This window comes from Microbacterium sp. NPDC055665 (genome assembly GCF_053618035.1).
In genome coordinates, this window is the sequence record NZ_JBSHGY010000001.1 from 708216 (window position 1) to 725169 (window position 16954).

General features: G+C 69.2%; 20 protein-coding genes. 7 read left to right on the forward strand and 13 right to left on the reverse strand.

The features are described 5' to 3' along the window. Window positions 1-2 precede the first annotated feature (2 nt). Window positions 3-908: a phosphotransferase gene (locus ACWGO6_RS03375; protein ID WP_452325840.1), complete on the forward strand. Its 906-nt coding sequence runs from the start codon at window positions 3-5 to the stop codon at window positions 906-908. Here the strand turns inward: ACWGO6_RS03375 and ACWGO6_RS03380 are convergent. Both ACWGO6_RS03380 and ACWGO6_RS03385 read right to left on the reverse strand, forming a co-directional pair. Beyond that, on the reverse strand, window positions 905-1555 hold the full coding sequence (locus tag ACWGO6_RS03380) for an alpha/beta hydrolase family protein (protein WP_452326106.1): 651 nt from the start codon (window positions 1553-1555) through the stop codon (window positions 905-907). The two genes, ACWGO6_RS03375 and ACWGO6_RS03380, sit on opposite strands and share 4 nt — an antisense overlap. 25 nt (window positions 1556-1580) lie before the next feature. Then, window positions 1581-2294: a general stress protein gene (locus ACWGO6_RS03385; protein ID WP_452325841.1), complete on the reverse strand. Its 714-nt coding sequence runs from the start codon at window positions 2292-2294 to the stop codon at window positions 1581-1583. Between the two features lie 85 nt (window positions 2295-2379). On the opposite strand from ACWGO6_RS03385, the gene ACWGO6_RS03390 reads away from it, so the two are divergent. Genes ACWGO6_RS03390 through ACWGO6_RS03400 form a run of 3 tightly spaced genes read left to right on the forward strand, consistent with a single transcriptional unit; the run spans window position 2380 to window position 5278 of the window. Next, window positions 2380-3648 (forward strand): magnesium transporter MgtE N-terminal domain-containing protein, encoded by a 1269-nt coding sequence (locus ACWGO6_RS03390; protein WP_136043584.1) that lies wholly within the window; start codon window positions 2380-2382, stop codon window positions 3646-3648. Next, entirely contained in the window at window positions 3648-4160 is a 513-nt protein-coding gene (locus tag ACWGO6_RS03395; protein ID WP_136043583.1) for a DUF1003 domain-containing protein, read from the forward strand. The genes ACWGO6_RS03390 and ACWGO6_RS03395 overlap by 1 nt, the downstream gene beginning before the upstream one ends. Beyond that, window positions 4157-5278 carry an Mrp/NBP35 family ATP-binding protein gene (locus ACWGO6_RS03400; protein WP_452325842.1) on the forward strand — a complete coding sequence of 374 codons (1122 nt, stop codon included), beginning with the start codon at window positions 4157-4159 and terminating at the stop codon, window positions 5276-5278. Before ACWGO6_RS03395 ends, ACWGO6_RS03400 begins: the two co-directional genes overlap by 4 nt. 13 nt (window positions 5279-5291) lie before the next feature. Here the strand turns inward: ACWGO6_RS03400 and ACWGO6_RS03405 are convergent, their stop codons facing one another. Both ACWGO6_RS03405 and ACWGO6_RS03410 read right to left on the reverse strand, forming a co-directional pair. Next, window positions 5292-5933, reverse strand: coding sequence for a hypothetical protein (locus ACWGO6_RS03405; protein WP_136043581.1), 642 nt, complete (start codon window positions 5931-5933; stop codon window positions 5292-5294). Further along, window positions 5930-6304, reverse strand: coding sequence for a Sec-independent protein translocase family protein (locus tag ACWGO6_RS03410; protein WP_136043580.1), 375 nt, complete (start codon window positions 6302-6304; stop codon window positions 5930-5932). The genes ACWGO6_RS03405 and ACWGO6_RS03410 overlap by 4 nt, the downstream gene beginning before the upstream one ends. 90 nt (window positions 6305-6394) lie before the next feature. On the opposite strand from ACWGO6_RS03410, the gene ACWGO6_RS03415 reads away from it, so the two are divergent. Next, window positions 6395-7033 (forward strand): O-methyltransferase, encoded by a 639-nt coding sequence (locus ACWGO6_RS03415; RefSeq protein WP_136043579.1) that lies wholly within the window; start codon window positions 6395-6397, stop codon window positions 7031-7033. A gap of 98 nt (window positions 7034-7131) precedes the next feature. Here the strand turns inward: ACWGO6_RS03415 and ACWGO6_RS03420 are convergent, their stop codons facing one another. The 3 genes from ACWGO6_RS03420 to dapE all read right to left on the reverse strand — a co-directional run bounded on the left by ACWGO6_RS03420 (window position 7132) and on the right by dapE (window position 9672). Then, the gene (locus ACWGO6_RS03420; RefSeq protein WP_017203323.1) at window positions 7132-7305 is read right to left on the reverse strand and encodes a DUF3117 domain-containing protein; all 174 of its coding nucleotides are present in this window, start codon (window positions 7303-7305) and stop codon (window positions 7132-7134) included. A 94-nt stretch (window positions 7306-7399) separates the two neighbouring features. Next, window positions 7400-8617: a hypothetical protein gene (locus ACWGO6_RS03425; RefSeq protein WP_452325843.1), complete on the reverse strand. Its 1218-nt coding sequence runs from the start codon at window positions 8615-8617 to the stop codon at window positions 7400-7402. Next, window positions 8599-9672, reverse strand: a complete 1074-nt coding sequence (gene dapE / locus ACWGO6_RS03430; RefSeq protein WP_452325844.1) for a succinyl-diaminopimelate desuccinylase — start codon at window positions 9670-9672, stop codon at window positions 8599-8601. Before dapE ends, ACWGO6_RS03425 begins: the two co-directional genes overlap by 19 nt. 65 nt (window positions 9673-9737) lie before the next feature. On the opposite strand from dapE, the gene dapD reads away from it, so the two are divergent. Then, window positions 9738-10685: a 2,3,4,5-tetrahydropyridine-2,6-dicarboxylate N-succinyltransferase gene (dapD, locus tag ACWGO6_RS03435; RefSeq protein ID WP_452325845.1), complete on the forward strand. Its 948-nt coding sequence runs from the start codon at window positions 9738-9740 to the stop codon at window positions 10683-10685. Between the two features lie 273 nt (window positions 10686-10958). Beyond that, window positions 10959-12362 (forward strand): DEAD/DEAH box helicase, encoded by a 1404-nt coding sequence (locus ACWGO6_RS03440; RefSeq protein WP_452325846.1) that lies wholly within the window; start codon window positions 10959-10961, stop codon window positions 12360-12362. A 70-nt stretch (window positions 12363-12432) separates the two neighbouring features. Here the strand turns inward: ACWGO6_RS03440 and ACWGO6_RS03445 are convergent, their stop codons facing one another. From ACWGO6_RS03445 to ACWGO6_RS03470, 6 genes are all read right to left on the reverse strand, one after another. Beyond that, window positions 12433-13722 carry a citrate synthase gene (locus ACWGO6_RS03445; RefSeq protein WP_081859847.1) on the reverse strand — a complete coding sequence of 430 codons (1290 nt, stop codon included), beginning with the start codon at window positions 13720-13722 and terminating at the stop codon, window positions 12433-12435. A 191-nt stretch (window positions 13723-13913) separates the two neighbouring features. Further along, window positions 13914-15026: a succinyldiaminopimelate transaminase gene (dapC, locus tag ACWGO6_RS03450; protein ID WP_452325847.1), complete on the reverse strand. Its 1113-nt coding sequence runs from the start codon at window positions 15024-15026 to the stop codon at window positions 13914-13916. Between the two features lie 9 nt (window positions 15027-15035). After that, complete coding sequence (gene fdxA / locus ACWGO6_RS03455; protein WP_136043573.1) at window positions 15036-15356, reverse strand: ferredoxin; 321 nt, start codon at window positions 15354-15356, stop codon at window positions 15036-15038. A gap of 9 nt (window positions 15357-15365) precedes the next feature. Then, window positions 15366-15776, reverse strand: a complete 411-nt coding sequence (locus tag ACWGO6_RS03460) for a hypothetical protein (RefSeq protein ID WP_029262902.1) — start codon at window positions 15774-15776, stop codon at window positions 15366-15368. A 40-nt stretch (window positions 15777-15816) separates the two neighbouring features. Then, window positions 15817-16131, reverse strand: a complete 315-nt coding sequence (locus ACWGO6_RS03465) for an AzlD domain-containing protein (protein WP_029262903.1) — start codon at window positions 16129-16131, stop codon at window positions 15817-15819. After that, window positions 16128-16850 (reverse strand): AzlC family ABC transporter permease, encoded by a 723-nt coding sequence (locus ACWGO6_RS03470; protein WP_452325848.1) that lies wholly within the window; start codon window positions 16848-16850, stop codon window positions 16128-16130. Before ACWGO6_RS03470 ends, ACWGO6_RS03465 begins: the two co-directional genes overlap by 4 nt. Window positions 16851-16954 lie beyond the last annotated feature (104 nt).

The window sequence follows — 16954 nt, forward strand, 5'->3', positions numbered from 1 at the left end:
GTATGCACGACGGCGAGTTCGCAGTCGACGATGCGCTCGCACGGGCGCTGGTCACCGAGTCGTTCCCGGAGCTCGACGAGCGAGAACTGCGCCGAGTCCGCACCGCCGCCACGGTGAACTCGATCGTTCGCGTCGGAAACGACCTGGTCGCACGGTTCCCTCTCCTCCCGGCCTCGTACGAGGAGCTGAAGAGCGAAGCAGCGGCCATGACGGCGCTGGCGGACGCATGTCCGGTCCGGGCGCCGCTGCCGTACGGTCTCGCCCATGGCGGAGAGACGTACTCGTCGGCATGGTCGATGCAGACCTGGTTGCCCGGAATCACCGCGCATTTCGATGCGCACGCGGGTTCGGTGTCACTCGCACAGGATCTGGCAGCGCTGGTCCGGGCGCTGCGCGCCGTCGATCCCGCTGGACGTGTCTTCGACGGCCGCGGGCGAGGAGGCATCCTCCCGGACCATGACGAGTGGGTCGCCGAGTGCTTGGACAGAGGCGCACACCTGCTCGACGTTCCCGAAGCGGCCAGGCTGTGGGAGGCACTGCGGGTGCTCCCTCGGTCGGGGCCCGATGTCATGAGCCACCGTGACCTGACACCGTTCAACCTGCTCATCGACGTTCGGGACGGCGAGACCCGACTCTCGGGGGTGCTCGACGGCGGCAGCTTCGGACCAGCCGATCCCGGGCTCGATCTGGTCGCCGCGTGGCACCACTTCGACGCTCCCGCACGACAGGTTCTCCGCTCCAGTGTCGGTGCCGAGGACGTGGAGTGGCTGCGGGGCGCCGCATGGGCGTTCCAACAGGCGATAGGACTCGCCTGGTACTACGAGGAGTCGAACCCCACGATGAGCGCCCTGGGTCTCTCGACGCTGCGCCGGCTGCTCACCGACGAGGAGCTGTCGGCCTTCATCTAGCGGCGGGCGAACTCGGCCACGATCGGCGCGAGGGATGAGCCGATCTCGGAAGCGGAACGCTTCTGTCCCTTCACCTCGAAGGTGTGGCCTCCGCCCTCGACCCACACGACTCGGGCATCCTGGCAGGTGGCGACCGCTTCGTCGAACTGCGAGATCGGCTGGATGAAGGGGTCGTTCGTCCCCTCGACGAACAGCTGCGGAATCGAGATGGCCGGCAGATGCTCCACCCGTGGCTTCTCCGGCCGTCCTGGTGGGTGCAGCGGATAGCCGAGGTACGCCAGGCCGTCGACGACGAGACCTTCTGCGACGGCCATGGACGCCATGCGTCCCCCGTAGGACTTGCCGGCCGCCCAGACGCTCGCGGACGGCTCGCTCGCCCGCGCGAACTCCACGACGGCGTTCCACGTCGCGATCGCGTGTGCCGCGGGGCCCGGCATCTTCCTGCCCTGCTCGACGTAGGGAAAGTTGAAGCGCAGCGTCGAGAAACCGAGTTCGCCGAGCGCTGCCGCGAAGCCGGTGAGGAACGGATGGTCCTTGCCGGTGCCCGCACCGTGCGCGATGGCGATGACCGTGCCGTTCACGCCGGCTGTCCAATCCGCCGAGACCGTCGTGGTCCCCGTGGGCAGATCGACCGAGATCTGGACCATCAGGCGGCGAGCGGCGACCGGAGCGTCACGCTCGTCCGCCCTCGAGGCCTTCCGTGCCGGGGGCACTCTCCGGCTCGGCTGCCGGGGGCGACACGGGCTCTTCCGGCGTGGCGTCGGGCTCCGGCATGGCGTCGGCCCCTGGCTGCGGGTCGGCGGGACGCGGCGGGATGACCGGCTCCTCAGGCGCGGGAGCGGGTGCCGTCGCTCCGGGGGTGATCCGCTCGCCGTAGCGCGGCGGCTCGTCGAGGTTCACCGGCGGCCGCACCGGCGCGACCTTCGTCGATCCGAGCACCTGCCGGGCCTTGGCGAGCGATGCCGCCTGCACGGTGACCTCGTAGTGGTCGGCAGCGAACTGCGTGACGCTCGCGAAGTCGCGCCGACGACGCACGATCGCATAGGTGACGAGACTCAGGAGCATGCCGAGTGCGACGCCGATGAAGACGAACCCGACGAAGAGCTGGATCGGCACCTCGGGGTTGCCGATCACGAGGATGGCCGAGAGGAACAGTCCGATCAGGACGCCGTTGATGGCACCCGAACGCGCGGCAGCCGCATACCCCAGCTTCCCGGTCACGCGCTCGACCGTGCGGACGCTCTGCCCGACGATCGCGATGTCCCGTGCCGGCACCTCCCCCGCGATCAGCTTCGACACCGTCTTCTGCGCGCTCTCGTAGTCGCGCGTCGAAGCGACCATCTCGCCGGTCTCGGTGCCGCTCGCGGGGCGGTTCAGCATGCTCATCCGGCTATTCTTCCATGCGCACCGCTCGGGAGCCCGAGACGCGACCATCCCGCCGCCGACCGGACCCGCCGACTACTCTGGAGAAGTGAGCACACAACGGGTTTTCGCCGCGCGCCTCGCCGGGTGCGCCGTCTTCGACCCCCTCGGCGACCGGCTCGGCAAAGTCCGGGATGTCGTCGTCGTGTACCGAAGTACCGCGGCGCCCCGCGTGATCGGTCTGGTCGTGGAGATCCCGGGACGACGCCATGTGTTCCTCTCGATCGGCCGGGTCACCTCGATCCGTTCCGGACAGGTCATCACCACCGGCCTGATCAACGTGCGCCGCTTCTCTCCCCGCGCCGGCGAGGTGCGTGTTCTCGCCGAGATGCTCGGACGACGCGTGAGCTTCGTGGACGGCAGCGGCACGGCCGTCATCGAAGACGTCGCGATCGAGCCCAACCGCCTCGGCGAATGGGCGATCAGCCAGCTGTTCCTCCGCCGCCCGAAGACCAGTGCCTCGCCGTTCGCGAAGGGCCCGACCACGTTCGCCGCCTGGAGCGAGGTGGCCGAGCAGCGCGCACCGGGTGAATCGCAGTCCGCCGAGCAGCTCGTCGCCTCATACTCCGAACTGCACGCCGCCGACCTCGCCAACACCCTGCTCGATCTTCCGCAGCAGCGCATGATCGAGGTGGCCGAAGAGTTGTCGGACGACCGTCTCGCCGACGCCCTCGAGGAGATGCCCGAGGACGAGCAGGTGCACATCCTCGATCGTCTGGGTGACGAGCGCGCAGCCGACATCCTCGACCAGATGGAACCCGACGACGCCGCCGATCTGCTCGCCCAACTGGCACCGGACCGGCTCGAGCAGCTGCTCGAGCTGATGGAACCGGAAGAGGCCGAAGACGTGCGGATGCTGCTGCGTTACGGTCCCGACACGGCGGGCGGTCTGATGACCCCGGAGCCGATCATCCTCTCCGCCGACGCGACCGTCGCGGAGGCGCTGGCCCTGATCCGCCGCCACGAACTGCACCCCGCGCTGGCCGCTGCGGTCTTCGTGACCCTGCCGCCGTTCGAGACGCCGACCGGACGCCTGCTCGGCCTCGTGCACTTCCAGCGGATGCTGCGCTACCCGCCGCACGAGCGACTCGGCGCGATCCTCGACGACAGCCTCGAACCCGTTCCCGTCACCGCATCCGCCGCCGAGGTGGCGCGGCTGCTGGCGAGCTACGACCTCGTCTCACTGCCGGTGATCGACGCAGCCCACCGCCTGGTGGGCGCGATCAGCATCGACGACGTGCTCGACTACCTGCTCCCCGACGACTGGCGATCGCACGACAGCGACGACACACCCTCTCCCGCGAAGGAGGCGCGCTGATGCCCCGCTCCCCGCGCCTCGACGCGCCGGGCCGCACCACGACACGGCCCCGGGCGACCTCGCGCGACCGGTTCGGCCGCTTCACCGAGTGGGTCGCCCGCGCGATGGGCACCCCCGCGTTCCTGGTCATCCTCAGCCTGTTCTGCGTGGTCTGGATCGTCTGGAACACGCTGATGCCCGAGAACCTGCGCTTCGACGATGCGGCCCTCGGCTTCACCGCGCTGACGCTCATGCTCTCGCTGCAGGCCTCGTACGCCGCACCGCTCATCCTCCTCGCGCAGAACCGCCAGGACGACCGCGACCGGGTGCAGATCGAGCAGGACCGGCAGCGCGCGGAGCGCAACCTCGCCGACACCGAGTACCTCGCCCGTGAGATCGTGGCGCTGCGCATGGCGCTCGAGGAACGCAACGCGCAGGCCGTGACGCGCGACGTGCTGCGGCAGGAGCTGAAGGCCCTCCTCGCCGAGCTCGAGGACGACGGGGACAAACCGACCGCAGGCGCCGCCTCGTGACCGAGGCCGACCTCGTCCGCGCCGCCGTCTCCGCGGTGACGGATCCGGAGCTGCGCCGCCCGATCGGCGAGCTCGACATGGTCCGCGAGATCGCTGTGGACGGCGACCGGGCTCAGGTCGGCATCGTGCTGACCATCGTGGGCTGCCCGGCCGCGACGCGCATCGAGTCCGACGTGCGCGAGGCTGCCGCCTCCGTGCCCGGCATCACGTCGGTCGACGTCGAGGTGGGCGTGATGACTCCGGCAGAGCGCAAGGCTCTCACCGAGAAGCTCCGCGACGGCAGGCCGGCCCGTCACATGCCGTTCGGCCCGGACTCGCTCACCCGCGTGATCCTCGTCTCCAGTGGCAAGGGCGGCGTCGGCAAGTCGACCGTGACCGCGAATCTCGCCGTGGCTCTCGCCGACCAGGGGCTGTCGGTCGGCCTGGTCGATGCCGACGTGCACGGATTCTCGATCCCGGGGCTCCTCGGCATCCCGGCGGGCACGCAGCCGACGCGTATCGACGACCTCATGCTGCCCCCGGTCGCGCACGGCGTGAAGACCATCTCGATCGGCATGTTCCTCCGCGACGGGGAGTCCGTGGTGGCGTGGCGGGGACCGATGCTGCACCGCACGGTGCAGCAGTTCCTCACCGATGTGTTCTTCGGCGACCTCGATGTGCTGCTCATCGACATGCCGCCCGGCACCGGCGACATCGCCATCTCGATCGGCCAGCTCCTCCCGCATGCGGAGGTGCTGGTCGTGACGACCCCGCAGACCGCTGCCGCAGAGGTGGCCATCCGCAGCGGACTCGTCGCACGGCAGACGGGGCAGCGGGTGATCGGCGTCATCGAGAACATGGCGGCGTACACGCTCCCCGACGGCACGGTCATCGATCTGTTCGGCTCGGGCGGAGGGGCGGCGGTCGCCGAGGCTCTCTCCGAGCCGGGGGCGACGGTCCCGCTGCTGGCCTCGATCCCGCTGAGTCCCGCGCTCCGCGAGGGTGGCGACGCCGGCCTCCCGATCGTCGCCGGTGAGACGACGGATTCCGCAGCCACGACGATCCGCGACCTCGCACGCTCGCTCGCTCGACAGGGCCGGGGCCTTTCCGGCCGCTCACTGCCGATGACGATCGGCTGAGGGTGCAGGTGGTCTAAGACCCCGGCGGCGCTGTCCAGGATGCGCCGGCGCGCTGCGAATTCCGTGCGCTCCTGCGTCTGGTGACCAGTCGTCGGATCAGGATGACGACGGGCAGCAGGACGGCGACGGGGAGACAGAACACCGCGCCGAACGCCAGGAGCGTCCCCGTGGCGAAGTCGCTCCCACCGGTGCGGCCGAGCCCGATGGAGCCGCTTCCGAAGGTGTCACCGGCGATGAGGAACTCGCCGTCATACGTGTCGAGCGAGTCACTGCAGGTGACGGTGTGAACACCCGCATCCACGCTCGTGAACTGGGTGTGCTGTTCGAACCCGCGCTTCGGGGTCATCCACCAGAGCGTGTCATCCCAGGACAGCGAGGGGCCTCCGCGCTGAGCGAGCAGGTCTCCGTCCGAACCCGACACCGAGCACTCCAGCGTCCCGAGCATCGCGGAGACACCGCTGCCCCAGATGCCGACGCGTTCGCCCGCATTCAGCTCGACCGTCTGCCCTCGTCCGAGCGGAAGCGGGTCCGCCTCTCCCACGGATGCTGCGACAGGCATCACCCACAGCGTCCAGATCAGGACGCCGATGCACGCGCACAGAGCGGAGAACCCGAATGCCACGGCGTCGCGATCGGCGAGCCGCCCTCGCGTCACGTGGCTTCGGGATCGAACGGAGGCCGGTTGCTCGCGCTGAACTCCTGCGGGAGCGCACGGGGAGCGATCGGCTCGGCGATCGTCTCCTTCGCCTGGGCGGGAGTCGCCGGCTGCGGCTCCTCGAAGAGCGCGTCGCGGATGATCCGTCGGGGATCGTACTGACGCGGGTCGAGCTTGCGCCAGTCCACATCGTCGAGCTCCGGGCCCATCTCCTCGCGCATGCGGGACTTGGTCGAGCGCAGGTACTCGCCGGCCTTGCGGACCATGCGGGAGAAGCCCTCGGCTGCTCGCGGAAGACGCTCAGGGCCGATGATGAGGACCGCGATGAGACCGATCAGCAACAGCTTCTCGAAGGTGAGCCCGAACGTCATCTCTACAGGCTACCGTCGCGCCTGCCGTGCGCAGGTACACCGAGCGAATACTCTGGAGGGAATCACCGGGCAGGCAGGGAGAGACAGGCCATGAGCGAGCACGACGCGAACGCGCGATTCCTTCGCGAGTCCATCGTGGAACCCGACTCCATCGCACGGGCGCGCGCACACGCGGTCGAACTCGGCGCGATGCCGATCAGCACCGTCGTCGGTTCCCAGATCGCCGTTCTCGCCGCAGCAACCGGTGCACGATCGATCGTCGAGATCGGCACCGGTGCGGGAGTCTCCGGACTCTGGCTGCTGCGCGGAGCTCCGCAGGCCGTGCTCACCTCGATCGACAACGAGCCCGAGCATCTCGCAGCCGCACGACAGGCTTTCGCCGACGCGAAGGTGCCGTCCACCAAGGTGCGGTTCATCACCGGTCGCGCGATAGACGTGCTCCCCCGCATGAATGAGTCCTCGTACGACATCGTGCTCGTCGACGCGGACCCCGACCACATCATCGAGTACGTCGAGCACGGACTCCGCCTCGCCCGCACGGGCGGCATGGTCCTGGTCCCGCGGATCCTCGGCGGCGGCCGCGTCGCCGACCCCGTGCAGCGCGATGAGGTCACGTCGGCCTACCGCTCGCTGGTGCAGGAGACCCAGGAATCCTCGGCCGTCCTGGCGACCGTGTCACCCGCGGGTGAAGGACTGCTCCAGCTGATCAGACTCGCCGACAGCGACTGACGAGAACCTCGCTCCGGGTGCTCCCCGGAGTCGACGAAGGGCGGCGGATCCGAAGATCCGCCGCCCTTCCGGATCCGCGGATGCGGACCCCAGATCGATCAGGCCGGTGCCACGACGGCGGCAAGCACGTCGTGAAGCTCCTTGGCCTCGGCGTCGTTCACGGAGACGACCAGACGGCCGCCGCCTTCGAGCGGAACGCGCACGATGATGAGTCGTCCTTCTTTCACGGCCTCCATAGGTCCGTCTCCGGTCCTCGGCTTCATCGCTGCCATCGTGGCTCCCTTTCCTCCGGTGGTATGGAATGAGTTTATCGGGTGTCACCGGGACCTGGAGGTCACCGGGCAACAATTAGGTCGCCCGGCGACGTCAGGGCACCTGCCAGAACGTGCTCCCGAGCGCATACACGTGGTAGATCCAGAACCATTGGCCCAGGAGACAGAGGGCCACCACCCCCACGCGCCACCACCGCGACCGCGGAACCGCGACGGCCCCCCAGAGCGGACTGAGCGGTAGCAGCAGGCGGAAGGTGCTCGACTGCGGGAAGAACACCGCAAGGAGGTACAGCAGGTAACTCGCGCTCCACAGACGCACGTCGCTGCCGAGCGCACGCACCTGGGGTGACAGGAGGAGAGCAGCTGCGGCGGCCGCGACCAGCAGCACGAGCGCCACCGGCCCCCACCACTGCGGCATGCCCCAGAGGGCGAACCAGAACTCCGAGGCCTGAACCCACCCCTCGAACGGGACGAACCCGTCGACCCCTCCGGTGACCCAGTGCCGGCGCCACGCGAGTTCGGTCGCGAGGTAGGCACCGGGATCGCGCGTGACGATGCCCGCGATCACTTGCCAGGCGAAGCCCGCCGCGGTCGCGAGCGCCCCGAGCGCGATGATGTGCCCGACCTCCCGCCCGGAGAGCGGTTCCGCTCTGCGACGGAACCAGCGCACGACGCCGTGCAGCCCGAGGTAGAGGGCGAACGCGAGGATCCCCGGGCGCGTGAAGGCCATCACCGGGATCAGGAGGTAGAGCCGGCCGTACTCGTGTCTGATCGTCGCGTCGAGCGCGAGGAACAGCAGAAGCAGGAAGAGGGTCTCGGCGTAGCCGACCTGGAACATCGCCGCGATGGGCCCGGCGGCGAAGAACACGACCGCCCAGAGAGCGGCGGACGCGCCGATACGGTCACGGAGCAGACGATGAAGAGCGAGACAGGCCAGGTATCCGGCCGCCAACGAGATCAGGAGAGCGCCGACTCCCCACGATCCGAAGACGAAGCCCACCGCCTTCGCCGCATATGCGAACACCGGCATGAAAGCCCAGGCATTCTCGGCGACCTCGCCCGACTCCGTCCGAGGAAGCTCGGCGGGATAGCCGGCTTCGGCGACCAGCCAGTACCACTGGGCGTCCCACCCGAGGACGAAGTCGTCGAGTCCGGCGTCGGCGCCGAAGCGCGAGAACGACGTCGACAGCGACGCGGCGATGAGCAGGAAGATCGTGGTCGTCGCCCGCGCGGCGAGGTAGATGACCGCGATTTTCAGCGGGACAGGCGTCTGCGTCCACCGGCGGACCGCGCTCAGCGCGAGGTGAGCCATGCGCGCAGGCCCCGCTCCACGGCGTCGATCTGCGCGAGCGGCACCCGCTCCTCATCGTGGTGCGCGAGATGCGGGTCGCCCGGGCCGTAGTTCACCGCCGGGATGCCGAGCGCCGAGAACCGGGCGACGTCAGTCCAGCCGTACTTCGGGCGCGGCTCCGCGCCCACAGCCGCCACGAACTGCTTCGCGATCTCGGCGTCGAGTCCGGGGCGCGCGCCCTCGGCGGCATCGGTGATCTCGATATCGAAGCCGGCGAGTACCCCGCGGAGGTGCGCTTCAGCATCTGCGGCGGACTTGCTGGGAGCGAAGCGGTAGTTGACCTCGACCTCGCACGCGTCGGGGATGACATTGCCCGCGACACCACCGGCGATGCGCACGGCGCTCAGGCTCTCCCGGTACAGCAACCCCTCGACCGGCACCTCTTTGGCCCGGTACTCCGCGAGCCGGGTCAGGATCGGCGCTGCACGGTGGATCGCGTTCTCGCCGATCCAGGCGCGTGCGCTGTGCGCGCGAACGCCGGTGGTGCGCACGATCGCGCGCAGCGTGCCGTTGCACCCGCCCTCGACCTCGCCGTTGGACGGTTCGCCGAGGATCGCGAAGTCCGCCTGGAACAGGTCGGGTCGTACGGCGGCGAGCAGGCCGAGACCGTTCTTGGACGCCTCGATCTCTTCGTTGTCGTACCACATCCAGGTGATGTCGATCGCGGGATCGGTGAGCTCTGCCGCGAGCTTGAGCTGCACGGCCGTGCCCGCCTTCATGTCGACGGTTCCGCGCCCCCAGAGGTAGGGCACGCCGTCGATCTCCATGTCCCTGGTCGGCAGGTTCGCGTTGATCGGCACGGTGTCGATGTGTCCGGCGATGGCGACGCGCTGGGCACGACCGAGATCGGTGCGGGCGACGATCGTGTTCCCGTGACGGAACACCTCGAGGTGGGACAGCGGGGTGATCGCCGCCTCGATTGCGTCGGCGAGCGTCTTCTCGTCGCCGGACACGCTCGGGATGTCGCAGATCGCACGAGTGAGGTCGACGGAGGACGCGGTCAGATCGAGCACCATGGGTCAAGCCTACTTACCCCGTCATGCGTGAAGTCCCCCACCCCACGGCGCGATAGCGTGGAGGCATGAGCGACGCACGCACTGTATGGGGTATCGGCCTGACCACGATCGCCGGCGATGGCACGGTTCTCGATGCGTGGTTCCCGGACGTGCGCGCGGGAATCCTCACGGCAGACGATGCCGCCGTCTCCGCCCTCGAGCCCCTCGTCGGTGCCGATGAACGACGGAACGTGACCGTCGAGATCATCCAGCTCCAGATCGACCTCGACGAAGCTCCCGCTTCCACGGCCGACGCGTACCTCCGCCTGCACGCTCTCTCGCACCTCGTCGTGCGCCCCAACGAGTTGAACCTGGACGGCATCTTCGGCCACCTGCCGAACGTCGCCTGGACGAACGCCGGCCCGGTGCTCCCCGCCGACGCCGCCCGTCTGCGACCGCACCTCCAGCGCGCCGGCATCCAGGTGCAGGGCCTGGACAAGTTCCCCCGCCTCACCGACTACGTCCAGCCCGCGGGCGTCCGGATCGCCGACGCCTCGCGCGTGCGGCTCGGCGCACACCTCTCCCCCGGCACCACCGTCATGCACGAGGGTTTCGTCAACTTCAACGCCGGGACGCTCGGCTCCTCGATGGTCGAGGGCCGCATCTCGCAGGGGGTCGTCGTCGGCGACGGCAGCGACATCGGCGGCGGTTCCTCGATCATGGGCACGCTGTCGGGCGGAGGCACGCATCGGGTGTCGATCGGCGCGCGCACCCTGCTCGGGGCCAACGCGGGCATCGGCATCTCGCTCGGCGACGACTGCGTCGTGGAAGCCGGCCTCTACGTGACCGCCGGGACGAAGGTCGTGCTGGTCGACGGCCCGGTGACTCCGGACGGCGGGCGGAAGACCGTGAAGGGCGGAGATCTCTCCGGCCAGGACGGGTTGCTCTTCCGCCGGAACTCCCTCAGCGGCGCCGTCGAGGCCGTGCGCCGCGCCGGCGTGGGCGTGACGCTCAACGAGGCTCTCCACGCCTGAGAGTCGCCTCAGCCGGCAGGCTCGACCCGCGTCCGCAGTCGACATGCAGCTGATCACATACGCGCACTGTTAGACTGACACCGTTGTCTGCACCGCCGGTGCTGCAACATCGTCGTCGTCATGGGGTCTCCGAGGACCAAAGCGAGCAGAAGCTGCTCCCACCACCAGCATGAGCTGGCATTTCGAACGGCGAACCGATGCGCAATTCCTGCGCCGTCGCCCACCTCACCCCTTATCTCGCGCCGATCACTCGTGCGCTGACGGAGTTTCTGCATGTCTACTTTCCTTGAACTCGGCGTTCCCGCCGAGCTCGCCGCCGTTCTCGCCGATTCCGGCAAGACCGAGGCCTTCGCGATCCAGCGCGACACCCTTCCCGACTCCCTCGCAGGACGCGACCTCCTCGGTCGCGGACGCACGGGCAGCGGCAAGACCATCGCCTTCGCCCTGCCGCTCGTGGCGCGCCTCGCCGCTTCCGGCGGACAGCGCCGCGCCGGCCTCCCGCGCGGACTCGTCCTCGCCCCGACCCGCGAGCTCGCGACGCAGATCGCCGCGACCATCGCCCCGCTCGCCGAGGCCGCCGGCCTGCGCGTCACGACCGTCTTCGGCGGCGTCAGCCAGCGTCCGCAGGAGCAGGCGCTGCGCGGCGGCGTCGACATCGTCGTGGCCTGCCCCGGTCGACTCGAAGACCTCATGAAGCAGCAGGTCGTGCGCCTCAGCGCGATCGAGGTCACGGTGCTCGACGAGGCCGACCACATGGCCGACCTCGGCTTCCTCCCCGGTGTCACCCGCATCCTCACAGCGACGCCGGCCGGTGGCCAGCGCCTCCTGTTCAGCGCGACGCTGGACCGCGGCATCGACACCCTCGCCCGCCGCTTCCTCTCGAACGCGGTCAGCCACGAGGTCGACGAGGAGAGCGTGCCCGTCGGCGAGATGACCCACCGCGTGCTGGTCGTCGACTCCACCGACAACAAGACCGCTCTCGTGAAGGAGCTCGCCTCCGGCACCGGTCGCCGCATCCTCTTCACCCGCACCAAGCACCAGGCGAAGAAGCTCGCGAAGCAGCTCACGGCAGCCGGGATCCCGGCCGTCGACCTGCACGGCAACCTCTCGCAGAACGCGCGTGAGCGCAACCTCGGCGCCTTCTCGGCCGCCCCGGAAGACGGTGGCGTGCGCGTCCTCGTCGCGACCGACGTCGCAGCCCGCGGCGTGCACGTCGACAACGTCGACCTGGTCGTCCATGTCGACCCGCCCGTCGAGCACAAGGCGTACCTGCACCGTTCCGGACGTACGGCCCGTGCCGGTGCGGCCGGCACCGTCGTGACCGTCGTGCTGCCCGAGCAGCGCCGCGATGTGAAGGACCTGCTCCGCAAGGCCGCGATCACCGCTCCCCTCGAAGACGTCACCACGGCGGCGATCACCGCACTGGTTCCCGAGCGCGCACCGCACGTGCGCCCGGCCCCGGTGCAGGCTCCGCAGCAGCAGCAGCAGCGCCAGTCGTCCAAGCAGCGTCCCGCCGGCGGCGAGAAGAGCGGTGCGGCGAACCCGCCCGCACGTCGTCGTCGCCGTCCCCGCGCCGGTGGCTCCGGCGGCCAGGGCGGCGGCTACCAGGGCAGTGGCTACTCCACGCAGAGCGGTCAGTCCCGTCAGGGTGGCGGCCGGACCTCGCAGGGTCGCTGACCCGCGGACTCCACTAGACAGAAAAGCGCCCCTTCCGCTTCGGCGGAAGGGGCGCTTTCTCGTTCAGCGCTCAGCGAGTCGGGAACGACCGCTCGGGAGAGCCCGTGTAGAGCTGCTGCGGGCGCCCGATCTTGGTCTGCGGGTCGAGCTGCAGCTCGCGCCACTGCGCCAGCCAGCCGGGCAGACGACCGATGGCGAACAGCACCGTGAACATCCGGGTCGGGAAGCCCATCGCCTTGTAGATGACGCCCGTGTAGAAGTCGACGTTGGGGTACAGGCGTCGCTCGCGGAAGTAGTCGTCGGCGAGGGCGAGCTCCTCGAGCTCCTTCGCGAGGTCGAGCAGCGGGTCGGTGACGCCCAGCGACGAGAGCACCTCATCGGCTGCGTCCTTGACCAGCTTGGCGCGCGGGTCGTAGTTCTTGTAGACGCGGTGCCCGAAGCCCATGAGCTTCACGCCCTCTTCCTTGTTCTTCACCCGCTCCACGAAACGCGAGACGCTCTGGCCGGAGTCGCGGATCTGTCCCAGCATCGTGAGGACGGCCTCGTTGGCGCCACCGTGCAGAGGGCCGGAGAGTGCCTGGATACCGGCGGAGACCGAGGCGAACTGGTTCGCACCGGTGGAGCCCACGAGGCGGACGGTCGAGGTGGAGGCGTTCTGCTCGTGGTCCTCGTGGAGGATGAGGAGCAGCTCGAGCGCCTTCGACATGACCGGGTTGACCTCGTACTCCTCGCTGTGCACACCGAAGTTGAGCTTGAGGAAGTTGTCGACGAAGCTCAGCGAGTTGTCGGGGTACAGGAAGGCCTGGCCGACGCTCTTCTTGTGCGCGTACGCCGCGATCACGGGCAGCTTGGCGAGCATACGCACCATGTTGAGCTCGACGTGCTCGGGGTTGTGCGGGTCTGTCTGCCCCTCGTAGTACGTCGAGAGGGCGGCGACCGCCGACGAGAGCACCGACATGGGGTGTGCGGTGTGCGGCAGCGCCGAGAAGAAGCGCTTGAGGTCTTCGTGCAGCAGCGTGTGGCGACGGATCTTCTCGTCGAACTCCGCGAGCTCGGAGGCCGAGGGCAGTTCGCCGTAGATCAGGAGCCACGCGACCTCGAGGTAGCTCGTGGACCCTGCCAGCTGCTCGATCGGATATCCGCGGTAGCGCAGGATTCCCTTGTCACCGTCGATGAAGGTGATGTCGGACTTGGTGGACGCGGTGTTGACGAAGCCGTAGTCGAGGCCCGTGTAGCCGGTCTGCCGGGTCAGCGTCGAGAAGTCGATGCTGTCGTGCCCTGCCGTGCCGCGCAGTACCGGGAATTCGGCGGTCGTATCGCCGATCGTCAGCTTCGCCGTCTGCTCTGCCGCTGCGCTCACGCGGTCCTCCTCCTGGCGTCCGACCCCGCTGGTCGCGGTGGTATCGGACAAGATCTTGATCAAGTCGGAACTGGCGATCTCACGGCGCTGTGGCACCAGGTCGAGACACGACCGAATCGCCTTTACAGCCTAGTAGGCACACAGGCCTACTGTGACATCCGCCAAACAGATGCCCTCTTCACGGAGAAAACCTACAGAGCCGCGGCGTTGAGCCGGCGCGCGCCTTCTCGCACCCGCTCGGTGGGAGCGGTCAGCGCGAGGCGCACATGCTGCGAGGAATTCGCACCGTAGAACGGACCGGGACCGGCGAGGATGCCGAGGTCTGCGAGGCGGCCCATCGACTCCCAGGCATCGCGCCCTTCCGTCGCCCAGAGGTACAGCCCGGCCTCCGAACCGTCGATGCGGAAGCCGGCGGCCTCGAGCGCGGGACGCAGCGCTTCGCGCCTGGTGCGGTACAGCTCCTTCTGGACGGCGACGTGCTCGTCGTCGCCGAGCGCGACCGCCATGGCGTGCTGCACGGGGGCGGGCGGCATGAGTCCGAGGTGCTTGCGCGCGGTGAGCAGTTCTCCGACGACGCGCGCGCAGCCGGCGACGAACGCGGCGCGATAGCCGGCGAGATTCGACTGCTTGCTCAGCGAGTACACGCTGAGCAGGTTCGCCCTGCTGCCGCCGGTCACCCGAGGGTCGAGGATCGAGGGAATCGGCTCGGTCGCCCAGATTCCGTCCCATCCCAGCTCGGCGTAACACTCGTCGCTCGCGAGGACGGCCCCCAGCTCACGCGCACGGCGCACGGCTGCAGCGAGCTCATCGACCGTCCAGGTGCGGCCGTCCGGATTGCCCGGAGTGTTGATCCAGATGAGCTTGGTGCCCTCCGGCCACTCCGCGGGGTCGTCGGCCGGCAGGGGCGTCGCGCCGACCACTCGCGCGCCGACCTCGTAGGTCGGGTAGGCCACTCGCGGGTGCACGACGATGTCGCCGTCGCCGAGGCCGAGGAGCGTGGGCAGCAGGGCGACGAGCTCCTTGGAGCCGATCGTCGGCAGGACGTTGTCGACCCGGAGATCGGGCACTCCCCTGCGCCGCGCGTACCAGTCGACGATGGCCTCCCGCAGCGTCGGCGTGCCGACCGTCTGCGGATAGGCGTGTGCGTCGGTGGCCTCGGCCAGAGCACGGCGGATGAGTTCCGGCGTCGGATCCACCGGCGACCCCACGGAGAGATCCACGAGACCCTCCGGATGCTGCGCGGCGCGCTCACGGAACGGGACGACGGCATCCCACGGGTAGTCGGCGAGGTCGCGGACGCTCACAGAAGACGCCTACTCGCCCTGGGGCGGGAGGGCGGCGATGATCGGGTGATCGAAGTCGTAGACGCCGACCTTGGCGGCGCCGCCGGGCGAGCCGATCTCGTCGAAGAACTCGACGTTCGCCTTGTAGTAGTCCTGCCACTCGTCGGGCAGATCATCCTCGTAGTAGATGGCCTCGACCGGGCACACCGGTTCGCAGGCACCGCAGTCCACACACTCATCGGGGTGGATGTACAACGAGCGTTCACCCTCGTAGATGCAGTCAACGGGGCACTCGTCGATGCAGGCGCGATCCTTGACATCGACGCACGGGAGGGCGATCACATACGTCACCCCTCCAGTCTACGACTCGTGGCGCTCGGGTTCCTGCGCGGCAGGCGCGACCGTGCGCACGGGGACGCGTGAAAAGGAGGGCCAGGCGATCACGAGCAGGACGATTCCCGCGACCAGGTAGGTCCAGATCTGTCCGCTGAGAGAGTCCGGGACGACGACGGATCCGCCGGGCCCCACACCCGAGATCAGCACCAGCATGCCGATCATGCCGAGGCCGGCTGCGACTGCCGCTCCCCGGTCGTGGGTGAGAGCGCGCACCGCGACGAGGATCGCCGCGCAGGCGATGGCGGCCACGATGAGACCGACCGGGATCGGCCCCCACATCACGCTGTGCGCGATCGTGCCGGCGATGCCGTAGACGCCGCCCACCAGGGCCGCAGCGACCCACGACAACACTCTCGACACCCAGCTCACGCGCACCCGTCGATCCTACCGGCGCCCCCTGTGACGGAGCAGTCCGTCACGAGGCGAGGCCGAAGAGCCGCAGAAGCGCCGCGACCAGTGCGGCCGCTGCCACGACCACGAGGAACGATTGCCGGAGCCACAGGAGCCCTCCCGCGACCAGCAGGGCGGGCACGCGCGCGTCCACCGTGATCGCCTGACCGTCGCCGAGGGTCTGCACCGCGACGAGCGCTGCCAGCAGCGCGACGGTCAGCAGGTCGGAGATGCGAGCAGTACGAGGTGCTTCGAGGACCTTGGGCGGCACCAGGTACCCGGCGGCTTTGAGCGCGACGCAGATGAGGGCCGCGAGGAGGATCGCACTCCAGAGGCTCATGATGCTCCCTCCGATGCGCCCCGGGCGCGATCATCCGGCGTCGTCCCGCGCCCGCCTAGCCAGTTGAACCAGCCGACGGCGATCGCGACGACGGCCGCGACCAACACCGGCAGGCCGGGCATGAGGAGCGGAGTGAACGCCGCGGCGACCACGGCGGCCGCCACCCCCACCGCGATGGCCTGCCGCTGCCGGAGCCGCGGCCACAGCAGCGCGAGGAAGGCGGCTGCGGCCGCGGCATCCAATCCCCAGGTCCGGGGATCGCCGAGCACGTCACCGACGAGCGCGCCGACGAGCGTCGTGATGTTCCAGCCCACGAAGATGCCGATGCCGGTCACCCAGAAGCCCACCTGCCGCAGTCGCGGGTTCCCTTGCGAGATCGCCACAGCTGTCGACTCGTCGATCGTTAAGTGCGCAGCGGCGGCCTTGCGCACCGGTCCCCCGCCCACGATCGGCGACATGCGCATTCCGTAGGCGACGTTGCGCACCCCGAGCAGGGCGGCGGATGCGACTGCGGATGGCAGCGCGGCCAGACCGCCGGCGGTGAAGACGCCGACGAAGGCGAACTGGGATCCCCCGGTGAACATCAAAAGGCTGAGGACGCAGGTCTGCCAGACATCGAGCCCGGACGCCACGGCCAACGCGCCGAACGAGACGCCATAAGCGCTGGTCGCGAGCACCACGCCGAGCGCCTCGCGCCAGACCTCACGCTCGGCGGTCATCGCTCACCCGGCGCGCCCTTGTTCGCTTCGCTGAACACATGATGATAATTCTGAACACCGAGGTACGGATAGTCAAGCGAACGAACGTTTGACATGATGAACGC